This window comes from Streptococcus sp. STR1/CE/0325 (genome assembly GCF_055386095.1).
The window spans coordinates 729,022-744,754 of record NZ_AP045018.1; the positions used below are offsets into that span (position 1 = coordinate 729,022).

16 protein-coding genes and 1 pseudogene are annotated in these 15,733 nt (G+C 44.8%); 15 read left to right on the forward strand and 2 right to left on the reverse strand.

Going from position 1 to position 15,733, the window contains the following annotated elements; translation table 11 throughout:
• Window positions 1-136 precede the first annotated feature (136 nt).
• Both ACZ49W_RS03615 and ACZ49W_RS03620 read right to left on the reverse strand, forming a co-directional pair.
• A pseudogene (locus tag ACZ49W_RS03615) lies at window positions 137-2,234 on the reverse strand (ATP-dependent Clp protease ATP-binding subunit); the annotation flags it as partial.
• 150 nt (window positions 2,235-2,384) lie between these two features.
• Window positions 2,385-2,711: a helix-turn-helix domain-containing protein gene (locus ACZ49W_RS03620; protein WP_464813970.1), complete on the reverse strand. Its 327-nt coding sequence runs from the start codon at window positions 2,709-2,711 to the stop codon at window positions 2,385-2,387.
• Window positions 2,712-2,951: 240 nt separating this feature from the next.
• On the opposite strand from ACZ49W_RS03620, the gene ACZ49W_RS03625 reads away from it, so the two are divergent.
• The 15 genes from ACZ49W_RS03625 to pbp2b all read left to right on the forward strand — a co-directional run bounded on the left by ACZ49W_RS03625 (window position 2,952) and on the right by pbp2b (window position 15,727).
• Complete coding sequence (locus ACZ49W_RS03625) at window positions 2,952-3,182, forward strand: DUF1797 family protein (protein ID WP_464813971.1); 231 nt, start codon at window positions 2,952-2,954, stop codon at window positions 3,180-3,182.
• A gap of 53 nt (window positions 3,183-3,235) precedes the next feature.
• On the forward strand, window positions 3,236-4,090 hold the full coding sequence (locus ACZ49W_RS03630) for a bifunctional methylenetetrahydrofolate dehydrogenase/methenyltetrahydrofolate cyclohydrolase (protein ID WP_464813972.1): 855 nt from the start codon (window positions 3,236-3,238) through the stop codon (window positions 4,088-4,090).
• 92 nt (window positions 4,091-4,182) lie between these two features.
• Entirely contained in the window at window positions 4,183-5,523 is a 1,341-nt protein-coding gene (gene xseA / locus ACZ49W_RS03635; RefSeq protein ID WP_464813973.1) for an exodeoxyribonuclease VII large subunit, read from the forward strand.
• Window positions 5,501-5,722, forward strand: a complete 222-nt coding sequence (locus tag ACZ49W_RS03640) for an exodeoxyribonuclease VII small subunit (RefSeq protein WP_464813974.1) — start codon at window positions 5,501-5,503, stop codon at window positions 5,720-5,722. The genes xseA and ACZ49W_RS03640 overlap by 23 nt, the downstream gene beginning before the upstream one ends.
• Window positions 5,719-6,570, forward strand: coding sequence for a polyprenyl synthetase family protein (locus tag ACZ49W_RS03645; RefSeq protein WP_464813975.1), 852 nt, complete (start codon window positions 5,719-5,721; stop codon window positions 6,568-6,570). Before ACZ49W_RS03640 ends, ACZ49W_RS03645 begins: the two co-directional genes overlap by 4 nt.
• Window positions 6,563-7,375 carry a TlyA family RNA methyltransferase gene (locus tag ACZ49W_RS03650; protein ID WP_464813976.1) on the forward strand — a complete coding sequence of 271 codons (813 nt, stop codon included), beginning with the start codon at window positions 6,563-6,565 and terminating at the stop codon, window positions 7,373-7,375. The genes ACZ49W_RS03645 and ACZ49W_RS03650 overlap by 8 nt, the downstream gene beginning before the upstream one ends.
• A gap of 15 nt (window positions 7,376-7,390) precedes the next feature.
• Window positions 7,391-9,046, forward strand: coding sequence for a DNA repair protein RecN (recN, locus tag ACZ49W_RS03655; RefSeq protein ID WP_464813977.1), 1,656 nt, complete (start codon window positions 7,391-7,393; stop codon window positions 9,044-9,046).
• 117 nt (window positions 9,047-9,163) lie between these two features.
• On the forward strand, window positions 9,164-9,997 hold the full coding sequence (locus ACZ49W_RS03660; RefSeq protein WP_464813978.1) for a DegV family protein: 834 nt from the start codon (window positions 9,164-9,166) through the stop codon (window positions 9,995-9,997).
• The gene (locus ACZ49W_RS03665; protein ID WP_464813979.1) at window positions 9,990-10,832 is read left to right on the forward strand and encodes an SGNH/GDSL hydrolase family protein; all 843 of its coding nucleotides are present in this window, start codon (window positions 9,990-9,992) and stop codon (window positions 10,830-10,832) included. Before ACZ49W_RS03660 ends, ACZ49W_RS03665 begins: the two co-directional genes overlap by 8 nt.
• Window positions 10,801-11,403: a YpmS family protein gene (locus tag ACZ49W_RS03670; RefSeq protein WP_464813980.1), complete on the forward strand. Its 603-nt coding sequence runs from the start codon at window positions 10,801-10,803 to the stop codon at window positions 11,401-11,403. The genes ACZ49W_RS03665 and ACZ49W_RS03670 overlap by 32 nt, the downstream gene beginning before the upstream one ends.
• A gap of 79 nt (window positions 11,404-11,482) precedes the next feature.
• Window positions 11,483-11,758, forward strand: coding sequence for an HU family DNA-binding protein (locus ACZ49W_RS03675; protein WP_464813981.1), 276 nt, complete (start codon window positions 11,483-11,485; stop codon window positions 11,756-11,758).
• 74 nt (window positions 11,759-11,832) lie between these two features.
• On the forward strand, window positions 11,833-11,982 hold the full coding sequence (locus ACZ49W_RS03680) for a hypothetical protein (protein ID WP_464813982.1): 150 nt from the start codon (window positions 11,833-11,835) through the stop codon (window positions 11,980-11,982).
• 10 nt (window positions 11,983-11,992) lie between these two features.
• A complete protein-coding gene (locus ACZ49W_RS03685) occupies window positions 11,993-12,757 on the forward strand; it encodes a nucleoside phosphorylase (RefSeq protein ID WP_464813983.1) in 765 nt (254 codons plus the stop codon).
• A gap of 103 nt (window positions 12,758-12,860) precedes the next feature.
• Complete coding sequence (locus ACZ49W_RS03690) at window positions 12,861-13,553, forward strand: phosphoglycerate mutase (RefSeq protein ID WP_464813984.1); 693 nt, start codon at window positions 12,861-12,863, stop codon at window positions 13,551-13,553.
• 161 nt (window positions 13,554-13,714) lie between these two features.
• Window positions 13,715-15,727 carry a penicillin-binding protein PBP2B gene (gene pbp2b, locus ACZ49W_RS03695; RefSeq protein WP_464814949.1) on the forward strand — a complete coding sequence of 671 codons (2,013 nt, stop codon included), beginning with the start codon at window positions 13,715-13,717 and terminating at the stop codon, window positions 15,725-15,727.
• The last annotated feature ends 6 nt before the right edge of the window (window positions 15,728-15,733 follow it).

Genomic DNA, 15,733 nt, shown 5'->3' on the forward strand with positions numbered 1-15,733 from the left:
AAGCACAAAAAATGAGAGTCAGACAATCGTCTGGCTCTCGTTTAAAGGCTTTAGACGGTTTTGACCACTGCATTTTCATTTGCGGTTACGATGATTTTGCCATCATCATTTAGGGTTGCTAGGAGCCTTGACTGTTCTGGGTGTTCGAGATAGTAGTCGGTTAGGGTGTCTTCGATATGATCTTGAATGGTTCTGCGCAAGGGTCTAGCACCCATTTTTGGATTATAGCCCAACTCGACCAATTTATCCTTCACTTCTGGGGTGATGGTGAGGTTGATTTGTCGGCTAGAGAGGCGTTTTTTAACCTCCTCTAGCATGAGATCAACAATGGTCAAAAGATGGTCTTTTTTGAGAGCAGAAAATTCGATGATCCCATCAAAACGGTTCATAAATTCTGGACTGAAGAATTGGTCTAATTGCCCCAAAACAGAGTGTTGTTTGTTTTCTTTGGTTGCTGCAAATCCGACCGAAGCCTCCACCTTACCTGTTCCGGCATTAGAAGTCATGATGATAATGGTATCCTTAAAGCTCACGGTCCGTCCTTGGCCATCGGTGAGGCGACCATCATCAAGGACTTGTAGAAACATGTGCAGCACATCAGGATGGGCTTTTTCGACCTCGTCCAGCAAAATCAAGGAGTAGGGATTGCGTCTCACTTGCTCGGTGAGTTGCCCGGCTTCGTCGTAGCCCACATAGCCAGGAGGTGCGCCGATGAGTTTTGCCACGGCGTGTTTTTCCATGTACTCGCTCATATCAAAGCGAATCATGCTGCGTTCAGGAGAGCCGAAAAGTTCTGTCGTCAGCTGTTTGGCTAGTTCTGTTTTTCCAACGCCGGTCGGTCCGACAAAGAGAAAACTACCGATAGGGCGATTTGGACTGCCTAGTCCAACACGGTTTCTGCGGATGGCTTTTGCAATCTTATCTACTGCCTCGTCTTGACCGATGACGTGTTGTTTCAAATCATGAGCAAGATTGATGAGTTGAGACTGTTCTTTTTCTTTTAAGTCTCCGACTGGAATTTGCGTTCTTTCTTCGATGATTTTTTGAATGTGTTTTGCCGTGATCACAGGAAAATCAATGTGCTGATTTTGATTGGCCTGCATATCCTTGTATTGGGTGATTTGATCACGGTAGTAGGCAGCACGTTCGTAATTTTCCTCACGAGTGGCTTGGGCCTTGAGGTTTTCTGCCTCAATCAAGCGTCGATCAATTTCTTTTGGATCAATGAGATTGAGTGTGAGATTCATCTTAGACCCTGCTTCGTCAAGGAGGTCAATGGCTTTATCTGGCAAGAAACGATCTTGAATGTAGCGGTTGGAGAGGGTGGCTGCTGCCTCAATGGCTTCATCTGTATAGGTCACATGATGGTAGTCCTGATATTTAGGCTGAATGCCACGTAGGATGGTAATGGTTTCTTCAACGCTTGGTTCATCGACCTTGACAGGCTGCATGCGGCGTTCCAATGCGGCATCTTTTTCGATGATACGGTACTCTTTCAGAGTGGTTGCACCAACCAGTTGAAACTCCCCACGAGCAAGGGCTGGCTTGAGGATATTTCCAGCATCCATATTGCCATCTCCTGCCGAGCCCGCCCCTACGATTTCGTGGATTTCGTCAATGAAAAGGATTACATCATCGCGTTCCTCAATCTCTTTCATCAACTCTTGCATGCGTTCTTCAAACTGTCCACGAATACCAGTGCCCTGCACCAAACTCACGACATCAAGGCGAATCACTTCTTTATTTTGCAGTTTTTGAGGGACGCTGCCATCGACGATTTTTTGAGCTAAACCTTCAACAACGGCTGTTTTTCCGACACCAGGCTCACCGATGAGGACAGGGTTGTTTTTGGTTCTGCGATTCAAAATTTCGATGACACGGATAATCTCCTTGTCCCGACCAATCACGGGATCAATTTTACCTTGTCTAGCCTGCTCTGTGATATTGATGCCAAATTCAGCCAAGAGACCGCCCTGTTTTGGTGGTTGAGGCGGTATTTGTTGTTGCTTCTTAGCCTGCTCTCTTTGATTAGCCTCCGCATTAAAGGCTCTGAATTGGCTCAAATCATTGAAGAAGTCCTCCAGTGGATTTCTTTGGCTTTCATTACGAAGGGAAGGATTGGATTTCATGATTTGGTAGCAGCGTTGGCAGAGGTCAAGCTGCTGGTTCTGCCCATTCACCGTCACATAGAGGTGAATACCGGCTTCATTTAATTGACAATTTTGACATAACATTTGCCTTACCTCTTTCTATACTGTTTACTGGCTAAAAAGTCAGTAATAGTCAAATATATAGACCTTATTATAGCAGGATTTGGCAAGAATGCAAGTAAAAAGTTTGACCTTGATTGACGAAAAAAACAGCCTTTTCAGGCTGTGGCAAGTCTAGTTATCCCGTGAGAGGCGGATAATAGCTAGGATATGTTGGAGAAGTTCTTTAGATGGTTGAATTTTTTGCAACTCTAAGATTAAATCGGTCAGCTCGTTTGGCGTCACGGAGGAAAAGGGAAGAAAAAAGTCACTCAGTGGCGTGTTCAAAGCCTGTGTCATCTTGAGGAGTGTTTCAAGGGAGATGTTGCGATGATTGTTTTCGATTTGGCTGATATAAGGGACGCTAAGATCGGTTTTTTCTGCCAATTCTTGCTGCGTGAGACCTTGTTTGATGCGTAATTGTCTAATGCGTTCGCTGATTTGTTCTAAGGTGGTTTGCATAGTGGCTCTCGATTTTTTACCTTTAGTGTAACGAAAAGTAAAGGCGAATAATATAAACGATAGTTTAATAGATATTTTATCATTTCATCAAAAGAAAAACAACTAAGAGGATTTTCTACACGGTAACAGGGCGTGCGAATGAGCAAAAACAGAAAAATTTCATGAAAAAGTGAGATTTTGGTCGTTTTTCTCGGATGAATGTGGTAAAATAAAGACGATAAGAAAAAGAGGAGAAACGAAATGGAATCACACTTAGTTCGAATTATCAATCGTTTGGAATTGATGGCAACTGACGGTAGCAACCTAAAGCGCCATTTTGAGCGCGAAGGTGTCGTGGTGGCAGAAGTTTCCTTTAGCAACGATCCTGAAAATGGCCCAGTTTTTACGCTTCGTGACGTAGCGGCGCGTGAAACGTATACCTTTGACAGCATTGATTTGATTGCAATGGAGATTTACGATTTGCTTTATTAAAAAGAGCACCTTTTTGGGGTGCCTTTTTTCGTTAGGAAAGGAAAAAGAAAAACATGTCTAAAATGATTGATGGTAAGGCTTTAGCAAAACGCATGCAAGAGGAATTGGCAAAGAAGGTTCAAGTCCTAGAGGAGACGACGGGTGTGGTCCCTGGTCTTGTGGTCTTGTTGGTGGGTGAGGATCCAGCCAGTCAAGTTTATGTGCGCAATAAAGAGCGAGCAGCTCTTGCTGCTGGTTTTCATAGTGAGGTGGTACGTTTGCCTGAGACCATTTCGCAAGAGGAGTTGCTAGCACAGGTAGAGGCTTATAATCAAAACAGTCGCTATCACGGTATTTTGGTGCAGCTTCCTCTTCCTCCTCATATTGATGAAGAGGCCATTCTTTTAGCTATCGATCCTAAAAAGGACGTAGATGGTTTTCATCCTATGAACATGGGGCTTCTCTGGACAGGCCATCCCTTGATGTTACCGTGTACGCCCGCTGGTGTCATCGCTATGCTAGATGCCTATGACGTAGCGATTTCAGGAAAACGAGCTGTTGTGGTGGGAAGTAGCAATATCGTTGGAAAGCCTATGGCCCAGCTCCTTCTTGCTAGAGAAGCTACGGTAACCATTGCCCATTCTAAGACCGAGAATCTCAAAGAGGTCACTAAGACAGCGGATATTTTGGTGATTGCGATTGGACAAGGTCACTTCATCACCAAGGACTACGTTAAGGAGGGAGCTGTGGTGATTGATGTGGGGATCAATCGTACAGATGCTGGAAAAATCATCGGTGATGTGGCTTTTGATGAGGTCGAAGAAGTGGCTAGTCTCATCACTCCAGTACCTGGTGGTGTGGGCCCTATGACCATCACCATGCTTCTAGAGCAGACCTATCAGGCGGCTGAGCGTTCGGTCATATCCTAATATCCTAGAAGACGAGGGAGCGGGCAATGGGTCCAGCTCCCCTTTTTTAGGATAATTTGATATAATAGAGGATACAAAGAAAGGAGATGGCGATGTCAGATTACTTATCGGTAGCCACTTTGACCAGTTATCTGAAGATGAAATTTGACCGTGATCCTTATTTGGAACGTGTTTATGTGACGGGTCAGGTCTCCAATTTTAGAAAACGGCCGAGCCATCAGTATTTTTCCCTCAAGGATGAAAAGGCGGTGATTCAAGCCACGATTTGGTCTGGTGTTTATCGTCAGCTGGGCTTTGAGCTTGAAGAAGGGCTCAAGGTCAATGCGATTGGTCGTGTCCAACTCTATGAGCCAAACGGTAGCTATTCCTTGATTATTGAAAAGTTAGAGCCAGATGGTCAAGGGGCCTTGGCCTTGCAATTTGAACAACTCAAGAAAAAATTGTCTGAGGCGGGCTATTTTGATGCCAAGCACAAGCAAGCTCTGCCACGCTTTGTGAAAAAAGTAGGTGTGGTGACCAGTCCTAGCGGAGCCGTTATCAGAGATATTGCCACCACCATCGCTAGGCGTTTTCCAGGAGTGGAGATTCTCTTATTTCCAGCTAAGGTGCAGGGACAAGGAGCCAGTGAGGAGATTGTTGCTCAAATCGAGCGAGCTAACGAGCATAAAGAGGTGGATGCCCTGATTGTCGGTCGGGGGGGCGGTTCGATTGAAGACCTTTGGGCTTTTAACGAAGAGGCGGTGGTGGAGGCGATTTTCGCCTCTAAGCTGCCAGTTATTTCTAGCGTTGGGCATGAGACGGATACCACCTTGGCGGATTTTGTAGCAGATAAGCGGGCAGCGACCCCAACAGCTGCTGCGGAACTGGTCACTCCAGTCACCAAGCAAGATCTCTTAGTTTGGTTGTTAGACCGAAATCAAAGGGCTTATCGAGCTATGGAAAAACTCTTGAATCGAGCAGATGAACATTTGAGTATGCTGAGTCAGTCGGTGATGTTTCGCCAGCCAGCTCGTTTATATGAACCAGCCCTCCAGAAAGTGGATGTTCTGACGACTAATCTGTCAGAATTAGGGCAAAAGCGCTTGACTAGGGCAAAAGAAGCCCATCATCAGTTGGTGGGTCGTCTGCTTTCCTTAGATGTCGCAGCTAGAGTGGGGAGAAATCAAGAGCGCATCAGCCATCTCGAGCGCCTTTTAAACAGTCAAATGGAAAATCTCTATGACCGTAAAATGGCACGTCTAGAAAAGGCACAAGAGGCTCTCTTGTCCTTGGATATGCATCGGATTATCGAGCGCGGTTACGCTTATATCAAGGCAGATGATCATCTGGTGAGTTCGACCCAAGACGTCAAAAAAGGCGACCAGCTGACGGTGGTTTTAAAAGATGGACAAATAGAAGTTGAGGTAAAACATGTCAAAAAAACAGAGTTTTGAAGAAGGGTTAGAAACCCTAGAAGCTATTGTGAGCAAGTTGGAGAATGGTGATGTGCCTTTGGAGGAGGCCTTGTCTGAATTTCAAAAAGGCATGTTGCTGTCAAAAGAACTCCAAAAAACCTTGCAAGAAGCAGAAAAAACATTGGTCAAGGTCATGCAAGCAGATGGTAGCAGCCTAGAAATGGATGATTTGGGATGAAAGAACAATTAGAAGCGACCCTTTTGGGCTACTATCCGGAGAAAAATCGATTAAATGAGGCGGTGCGCTACTCCATCACAGCAGGTGGCAAGCGCATTCGTCCCTTGCTGTGTCTTGAGATGACCAAAGGTTTTGGTATGGCGCTTAGAGAAGCACACTATCAAGTGGCGGCTTGTCTGGAGATGATTCACACAGGCAGCCTTATCCACGACGATCTGCCTGCTATGGACAATGATGATTTTAGGCGAGGGCGTGCGACCAACCATAAGCAATTTGATGAAGCGACCGCTATCTTGGCTGGAGATGCGCTTTTTCTTGACCCTTTTGGTTTTCTTGCGGAGCTTGAATTGCCTGAAAGCGTGCGCTTGTCTTTGATTAAGGAACTGTCAAAAGCTTCCGGCGGTCGTGGGATGGTTCTTGGGCAGAGCTTAGATATGATGAGCGAGGGTAAAGCTATTTCACTAGAGGATTTGCGTCAGATTCATGCCCATAAGACAGGCTGTCTTTTGACCTTTCCTTTTGTCGCAGCGGCCTTGATGGCGCAAAAAAAAGCAGCAGTCGTGGACTTATGTCGTCAAATCGGGGAGTGGGTCGGTCTTGCCTTTCAAATCAGGGATGACATTTTGGATGTGACCGCAGATTTTGATAGTCTAGGTAAGACCCCTAACAAGGATGAGGCTGTGGAAAAATCCACCTACCCTCGTCTCCTTGGATTGGACCAGTCCTATGTTTTCCTAGAGAATAGTTTGAACAAGGCACAAGCCCTATTGCAGGGTTTGACGCTTCAAACGTCCTTTGACGGTCAAGAGATTCAGGCGCTTTTAGAAAGGTTGAGACTAGATGCCTAAAGAACGAGTGGATGTCCTTGCCTACCAACAAGGACTCTTTGACACACGAGAACAAGCCAAACGCGGTGTGATGGCAGGCTTAGTGGTGGCGGTTTTGGATGGTCACCGTTATGATAAGCCGGGTGAAAAAATCGACAGCAGCACCGAACTCAAACTCAAAGGGGAGAAACTGAAGTATGTGAGTCGTGGTGGCTTGAAGCTCGAAAAAGCGCTAAGTGTCTTTAACCTCTCGGTAGAGGAGCAAATTGCGCTAGATATTGGTGCTTCAACAGGTGGCTTTACCGATGTACTCTTGCAAAATGGGGCAAAGCTGGTCTATGCCGTTGATGTCGGGACCAATCAGTTGGTTTGGAAATTGCGTCAAGATCCTAGAGTCATCAGTATGGAACAGTACAATTTCCGCTATGCCAAGGCAGAAGATTTCACACAAGGCCAGCCCACCTTTGCCTCTATTGATGTGAGTTTTATCTCGTTGGATTTGATTTTGCCGCCCTTGTATGAGCTGTTAGCTGACCAAGGTCAGGTGGTGGCTCTCATCAAGCCTCAATTTGAAGCAGGTCGTGAACACGTTGGGAAAAACGGTATCATAAAAGATCCCAAGGTCCATCAAGCGGCGATCCAAAAGGTTTGCAAGCGTTCGGAAGAACTAGGCTTTAGTGTCAAGCATCTGGATTTTTCTCCCATCCAAGGTGGACACGGTAATATTGAGTTTTTGTTGCTTTTAGAAAAAACTAAGGAGCCTAGCTTAGTGAGCGAAACGAGGATTTCTCAAGTGGTGGAAGAAGCCAATACCACATTAAAATAAGCAGAAGAGGATACCATGTTATTAGATATTTCCATTAAAAATTTCGCCATTATTGAGGAGATTTCTTTAAATTTTGAAAATGGCATGACCGTGCTGACCGGAGAGACTGGAGCAGGGAAGTCGATTATTATTGATGCGATGAATATGATGCTGGGAGCGCGTGCGAGTGTTGAGGTCATTCGTCATGGAGCACCCAAGGCTGAGATTCAAGGTTTTTTCTCTGTGGATAAGCACCCTGATTTGATTCAGGTCTTGGAGGAAAATGGTATTGATAGCAGTGATGAGCTGATTATTCGCAGGGAGATTTTTGCCAATGGTAGAAGCATCAGCCGTATCAATGGGCAAATGGTCAATCTCAGTCTCCTGCGTCAGGTGGGGCAGTTTTTGGTTGATATCCATGGTCAACATGATCAAGAAGAACTGATGAAACCTAAGCGCCACATCAGCATGTTGGATGCTTTTGGTGATGAAGCCTTTCAAAAGTCCAAAGCGCATTATCAAACCGTTTTTGATGCCTATAAATCTCTGAGAAGGCGGGTGGTCACCAAGCGTAAGAATGCTTTGGAACACAAGGCAAGGATTGAACGCTTGTCAGATCAGCTGGCTGAGATTGAAGCGGTGGACTTGCAGATGGATGAGGATAAAATCCTCAATCAAGAACGTGATAAACTCTTGACAGATAAGGAATTGGCTGAGAGTCTGAGCCGTGCCTATCATTTCTTGGATGACGAGGATTTCTCTAGCCTTGGTAATATCCGCTCCGCCCTTAATGAATTAGAGGAGCAAGAAGATGAGGACCTAGAGCGCTTGAGTGCCCAGTTGAGTGAGACTTACTATGCTTTAGAGGACATCACCCAGCGCCTTGCAGACCGGATGGACAGCCTTTCCTTTGATGGGGATCGTCTAGCAGAGATTGAGGAGCGGCTGGACATCATCTATGGCATTACCAAAAAATACGGGGAAGATGTCAGCGATGTTTTGGCTTACTATCAAACCATTTTAGCCGAGTACAATGAGCTGACCGGTAGTGACCTCTCAGATGAGGATATGGAAGCAGAGCTCAAACGTTTGGAGAAAGAATTGCTAGAAGCCAGCGTCCAGCTAAGCGAGAAACGTCATCAGTTGGCTCAATTATTGGAGCAGGAAATCAAGCAGGAATTGACTGAGCTTTATATGGAAAAGGCTGATTTTCAAGTCCAATTCACCAAGGGCAAATTTAGCCGTGAGGGCAATGAAACGGTGGAATTCTACATTTCAACCAACCCTGGAGAAGGCTTTAAACCCTTGGTTAAGGTGGCTTCGGGTGGGGAATTGTCCCGCTTGATGCTGGCCATCAAGTCCGCCTTTTCTAGAAAGGAAGACAAGACCAGTATCGTCTTTGACGAGGTGGATACAGGCGTGTCTGGGCGAGTGGCACAGGCGATTGCTCAAAAAATCTATAAAATCGGGCAACACGGTCAGGTGCTCGCTATCTCTCATCTTCCACAGGTGATTGCGATTGCGGACTATCAGTTTTTTATAGAAAAAAGAAGCAACGCCTCTTCGACGGTTTCCTTGGTGCGTCTGCTAGAGCCAGAAGAGCGCGTAGAAGAGATTGCCAAGATGTTGGCAGGTCAAGACGTGACAGAAGCCGCTCGGGTGCAGGCGAGAGCATTGTTGAACAAGGATTAGAGAATAGAAAAGTAACTGATGGTCTTATGAGAGGCTGCTTAGGTTGAAAAATGATTTCTAAAATAAGGTTAAATCTGATATAATAGAAAGCACAAAAAATAAAGTAGGATAGAACTTATGATTAAAATTGTGACGGATTCGTCAGTAACGATCCCATCGCACTTAGTAGAAGAACTAGGAATTACAGTGGTTCCTCTCTCGGTGACAGTTGATGGGGTGGTTTATTCAGATAATGATTTAAAAGAAGAAGGTAAGTTTCTTGAGCTGATGAGAAATAGTAAAGACTTGCCAAAGACCAGCCAACCTTCGGTCGGTTTGTTTGCAGAAACCTATGAAGGTTTGGTGCAAGAAGGAGCAACTGATATCCTAGCCATCCATATCACAAGAAGCCTGTCTGGGACAGCCGAGGCTTCTCGTCAGGGGGCTTTGATTGCAGAAGCTCCTGTGACGGTCTTAGACTCGACCTTTACCGATCAAGCACTGGCATTTCAAGTGGTGGAAGCCGCGAGACTAGCCAAGACTGGTGCTAGCATGGAGGCTATTCTTAGCCGAGTGGAGGAAGTCAAGGAAAAGACTCGCCTTTATATCGGCATTTCTACTTTGGAAAATCTGACCAAAGGGGGACGCATTGGGCGAGTGACTGGTTTTTTGAGTTCGCTATTAAATATCAAGGTCATTATGGAACTCAAGGATTCGGAGCTTAATCCTATTGTCAAAGGCAGGGGGAACAAGACCTTTACCAAGTGGCTAGATGGTTTGGTAGCAGATCTATCGGGCAAGGAGATAGCTGAAATCGGCATTTCCTATGCGGGTGCTTCCACTTTAGCTCGCCAGATGAAAGAGACCTTACAGCCTTTGCTAGAACAGGAGATTACGGTGCTTGAGACGGGGTCTATCATTCAGACTCATACTGGGGAAGATGCCTTTGCGGTGATGGTGCGCTATGCTTAAGAGCTGGCTCAAGGACTCACTTGTCTTTATTCTGATCCTGATTTTAGCGAGTGTCCTCTTTTCTGTACTTATCCCTAAGTCCAATCCCCAGTTGACCAAGCAGGATTTTTTACAGAAAAAAAGCCAGACACTTCATTATGTGGCAATCGGCGATTCCTTGACCCAAGGGGTAGGGGATTCCACTAATCAAGGTGGTTTTGTTCCTTTGGTTCAATCTAGCCTTGAGGACAAAGGAGATAACAAAGTCACGTTTTCTAATTTTGGTGTGTCAGGCAATACCAGTCAACAGATTTTGACACGGATGAAAGAAAAAACGACCATTCAAAAGGCCTTAAAACAGGCGGATTTCATGACCCTAACGGTTGGGGGGAATGATGTTTTGGCTGTCATTCGTAAAAATCTATCTGATTTATCTTTGTCCTCGTTTACCGAGCCACGAAAGGCTTATCAAAAGCGCCTGCGTCAGATTATCGAGCTCGCTCGAAAGGATAATCCCAATCTGCCGATTTATATCCTAGGCATCTATAATCCTTTTTATTTAAATTTTCCAGATTTGACTGAGATGCAGGATGTGGTTGAGACTTGGAATGACGCAACAGAAAGTGTTACCAAGGAATATGATGGGGTTTATTTTGTGCCCATCAACGACCGCTTGTATAAGGGCGTGGACGGACAAGAAGGAATCGTGCAAAGCGATGGTGAGCAGACTACAGTTATCAATGATGCCCTTTTTTCAGGTGATCATTTCCATCCTAATAATATCGGTTATCAGATTATGAGTGATGCCGTCATGGAGAAAATCAATGAAACCAAGAACCAATGGAAGAAAAAGTAATAGCTGGAAATGGGCTTTTCTCATCCTTCTTGCAGTTAATCTCGCTTTTTGGGGTGTGATTGCAAGCCGAATGATCCAGCCAAGAGAGACCCAGACCAAACAAACGACCAGAAACACCAAAACAGATATCAAGGTCGGTAGTTTTACCACTAATAAAGAACAGCTCAATCAGACTGTTGCGGCTTTCTTAAAAAGTTATCAAAGTAAGGGGGCGACCTATCAGATTTATGCGACCTCACGGGCTATCTTATTTGAAGGGACTTATACGTTGCTGGGCTATGATGTGCCTCTTTACCTTTACTTTGAACCGAATCGTCTAGGAGATGGGAATGTCCAACTAACAGTGACCTCATTTTCAGTAGGGACCTTGCCTCTTCCTGTTTCTGAAGTTCTCAAGTATGTCAAGAGCAGTTACGATCTGCCTAAGATGGTTCAGATTAAACCGAGCAGTTCAACGATTGTCCTAAGATTCGACCAATTAGATAATAAAGAAGGAATTTATTTAAAAGCGACTAGCCTTGATTTAGCAAAGGATGAGTTAACCTTTGATATTTTCAAGAAAAATCCATAAAGCGCTGTAAAATACTTGACCCGAGTGGGTTTTTAGGTTATCATATAACATGTAAAAATAAATGGAGGATTTGTTCAAAATGGCAAATAAACAAGATTTAGTAGCAAAGGTTGCAGAAGTAACTGAACTTACAAAAAAAGACTCAGCAGCAGCAGTTGATGCAGTTTTCTCAGCAATTGAAGAGTTTCTTAAAGCTGGTGAAAAAGTTCAACTCATCGGTTTTGGTAACTTTGAAGTGCGTGAACGTGCTGCCCGTAAAGGTCGCAACCCACAAACTGGTAAAGAAATCACTATCGCAGCATCAAAAGTACCAGCTTTCAAAGCAGGTAAAGCACTCAAGGACGCTGTTAAATAATTTAGCAACGACTTTACATAAAGATTAAAATGGTTGAGGGTTTCTCAACCATTTTTGATAAGTAGAAGTAGCCCATGAAAACAATCATATTTGTAGCCTTATTGCTTTTTTCCATCATGCGTATTGGCATGATTGTCCTCTCCAGTCACCTCATGAAACCACGAGAGATGGAGGATAAGGAGAAAAGGCAGTTTGATGAAAAGGAAGATGACACCCTCATCTAGGAGAAAGCCCATGATTTTAGAAGAATTTGATCCAAATACGATCGCTATGATCAATCCCAAAGACTTAAATGACCCTGTTGAGAATTTCCCAGAAACAGTGATCAGTTGTTTTGAGCGCACGACCTTTGCCAAAATCTTAGAGCGTTACCCTCATGAGTGGGTGGCAACAACGACGATGGCGAATCTGGAAGTGCCTATCTATCGGATTTTTGTTGATGGTAAAACAATAGGTGTTTTCAACGCCTGTGTGGGCGCTCCTGCTTGTATCGCCATCATGGAAGACTGGATTGCCATGGGGATGAAGCGCTTGATCCTTTTTGGCAGTTGTGGCAGTCTTATTGATCTGGAGGCGACATCGATTATCCTACCGACCTCTGCCATTCGTGATGAGGGGACGAGCTATCACTATCAGCCATCTAGTCGAGAGATTGCAGTCAATGAAACATTAGGAAAAGCCTTTCAAGATTTTCTCGACCAACATCAGATTTCCTATCAGACGGGTAAGGTTTGGACGACGGACGGTATTTACCGAGAAACCAAGGATAAGGTGACAAGACGGCGTTTTGAGGGTGCTATTGCCGTTGATATGGAGTGCTCGGCAGTGGCTGCGCTTGCCAAATTTCGTGAGATAGAGCACCTCCACTTTTTCCATACAGGGGATAGTCTTTTAGAAGATAGCTGGGATTTGGGCGCTCTTGGTAATCACGTTGATTTGGACAAAAAGGCGCGCTATGCTGATTTGGCGATTGCCTTTGCGCTGACCTTGGAAGCTTAAATTTTTGTGAGATTTTTCATTTATGACTAGCTTTTTTCAGGATTTTTTTGTAGAATGATAAGGTAATGCAATTTGAGTTGCGAAAAGAAAAAGGAGAACGCAAATGGTAAAATTAGTTTTTGCACGTCACGGTGAGTCAGAATGGAACAAGGCTAACCTCTTTACAGGTTGGGCTGATGTGGATCTTTCTGAAAAAGGAACCGCTCAAGCGATCGAAGCTGGAAAACTCATCAAAGAAGCAGGTATTGAATTTGACCTTGCCTTTACTTCTGTTTTGAAACGTGCGATCAAAACCACTAACTTGGCTTTGGAATACTCAGATCAACTTTGGGTTCCAGTTGAAAAATCATGGCGCTTGAACGAACGTCACTACGGTGATTTGACTGGTAAAAACAAGGCAGAAGCTGCCGCAGAATTTGGAGATGAGCAAGTTCATATCTGGCGTCGTTCTTACGATGTGCTTCCTCCACTTATGCCACGTGATAGCGAATACTCTGCTCACAAAGACCGTCGTTATGCTCTTCTTGACGATTCTGTTGTGCCAGACGCAGAAAACTTGAAATTGACCCTAGAGCGCGCCCTTCCATTCTGGGAAGACAAGATTGCGCCAGCACTTAAACAAGGTCAAAACGTATTTGTAGGAGCTCACGGGAACTCTATTCGTGCCCTTGTTAAGCACATCAAAGGTCTTTCAGACGATGAAATCATGGATGTGGAAATCCCTAACTTCCCACCACTTGTTTTTGAATTTGACGAAAAACTAAACGTCTTGGACGAATACTACCTCGGTAAATAATGAGGTGAAAATGGATGCGAGTCATCCATTTTTATTTTCATCAAGATGACATCTCGTTTAGTCTTTTTTTAGTAAAATATGGTAGAATAAAAATAGTCTATTGGAGTGGAGTGAACGTAAGCGTGACAAAGTCAAAAAGTCCCAACAAACGTCTTTCAAATATGATTTCACGGAGGATTTATCTCCTCTTTTTTGTGATTGTCCTACTATTTAGCCTCTTGGTCTTGCGACTCGCCCAGATGCAGCTGGTCAATCGTGAGTTTTACCAGAAAAAATTAGTGGATGCCACCCACTACACCATCAAAACCTCAACGCCGAGGGGGCAGATTTATGACGCCAAGGGAGTAGCTCTGGTCAACAATGAAGAAAAAGAGGTGGTCGCCTTTACCAGAAGCAATACCATGACCGCAGAGTATATCAAAACCTTGGCACAAGATTTGTTGCACTATGTTTCTATCAGTGATGTCAACGTCAGCGACCAGTCTAAGCGGGATTACTATTTAGCCGATCCCAAGGTTTATAAGGCAGTGGTGGAGAGCCTGCCTAAAAATCAGCGCTACGATCAGTTTGGCAATTCCTTAACAGAAGCCACCATCTACAAAAATGCTTTAAAAGCAGTGCCAGAGGATAAAATCCAGTATAGCGGCGAGGAGCTAAAGATCATCGCTCTCTTTACGCAGATGAATGCCGCCTCTAGTTTTAGTACCGTTTCTCTCGTGACGGATCCACTCACAGCTGATCAACTGGCCTATATCACAGCCAACAAGTCCAAGCTAGAAGGTATCTCGATTAAAACCGACTGGAAACGTCAGGATGTGTCCAATTCCCTAGCTTCTATTATTGGGCGTGTTTCGACGGAAAAAACAGGATTGCCCCAAGAAGATGCCAAGGAATACTTGAAAAAAGGTTACTCACTCAATGACCGAGTTGGGATTAGCTACCTTGAAAAAGCCTATGAATCCGACCTCCAAGGCAAACGCAGTGTGCGTGAGATTACACTTGATAAAAAAGGAAAAATCATCGGAGATAAGGTCACTGAAGAAGGCAAAAAAGGCGATAATCTCAAGTTAACCATTGACTTGGCCTTCCAAGATGGGGTCGAAGCTATTTTAAAAAATTATTTCCAATCCGACCTTGCAGCAGGCAATCTCACCTACTCTGAAGGGGTCTATGCCGTGGCACTCAATCCGCAAAATGGAGCCGTTTTAGCCATGACAGGTCTTTCTCATGACCCTGAGACAGGAGAGGTGACGTCAGATGCTTTGGGAACCATGACACAGGTCTTTACCCCAGGTTCGGTGGTCAAGGGAGCGACCCTATCTGCTGGCTGGGAACATGATGCCATCACCGGCAACCAAGTGCTTTATGACCAGCAAGTTGCTGGTATCAAGTCATGGTTCACTAGTGGCGCTCTTCCCATCACTGCCATGCAGGCTTTGGAGTATTCGTCCAACACCTATATGGTGCAGGTGGCACTTCGTTTGATGGGAGAAAACGGTCTAGATACCACCAGCATTGGAACAGCTGCTTATGAGAAGGCGATGAAAGAGTTGCGTGACACCTATGCTCAGTATGGGCTTGGGGTTAAAACAGGAATTGACCTTCCTGGCGAATCTGCAGGCTTTACGCCAAAAGAGTTTAGCCTTGCTAATACTTTGACAGAAGCCTTTGGTCAGTTTGACAACTACACGACCTTGCAGCTAGCCCAGTACGCAGCCACGGTGGCAAATGGGGGAACACGCATTGCCCCTCACTTGGTTGAAGGCGTTTATGATAACAATGAACAAGGCGGCCTAGGTAAGCTGGTCAGATCAATTGAAGGGAAAAAGCTAGATGAGGTCAAATTATCGAGTGATGATATGAGTATCATTCAAAATGGGTTTTATAACGTGGTTCATGGTGGCTCTGCTTACACCACAGGTTCAGAGATGTCTAGGGGTGAGGCAGTGAGTATCTCAGCCAAGACCGGAACAGCCGAAGCCTTTGTCAAAACTGCCTCAGGAGGCTCTGTTTATACCAGTAATCTCAATGTGGTCGCTTATGCGCCAAGTAGCGATCCCAAAATTGCAGTGGCGGTGGTCTTGCCCCATAGTTTAGATTTGGTTGGAAGCACTAGCCATAAAATTACAAGAGATATCATCAATCTTTATGTTTCTATGTATGGTGTCAATTAAGAAAGG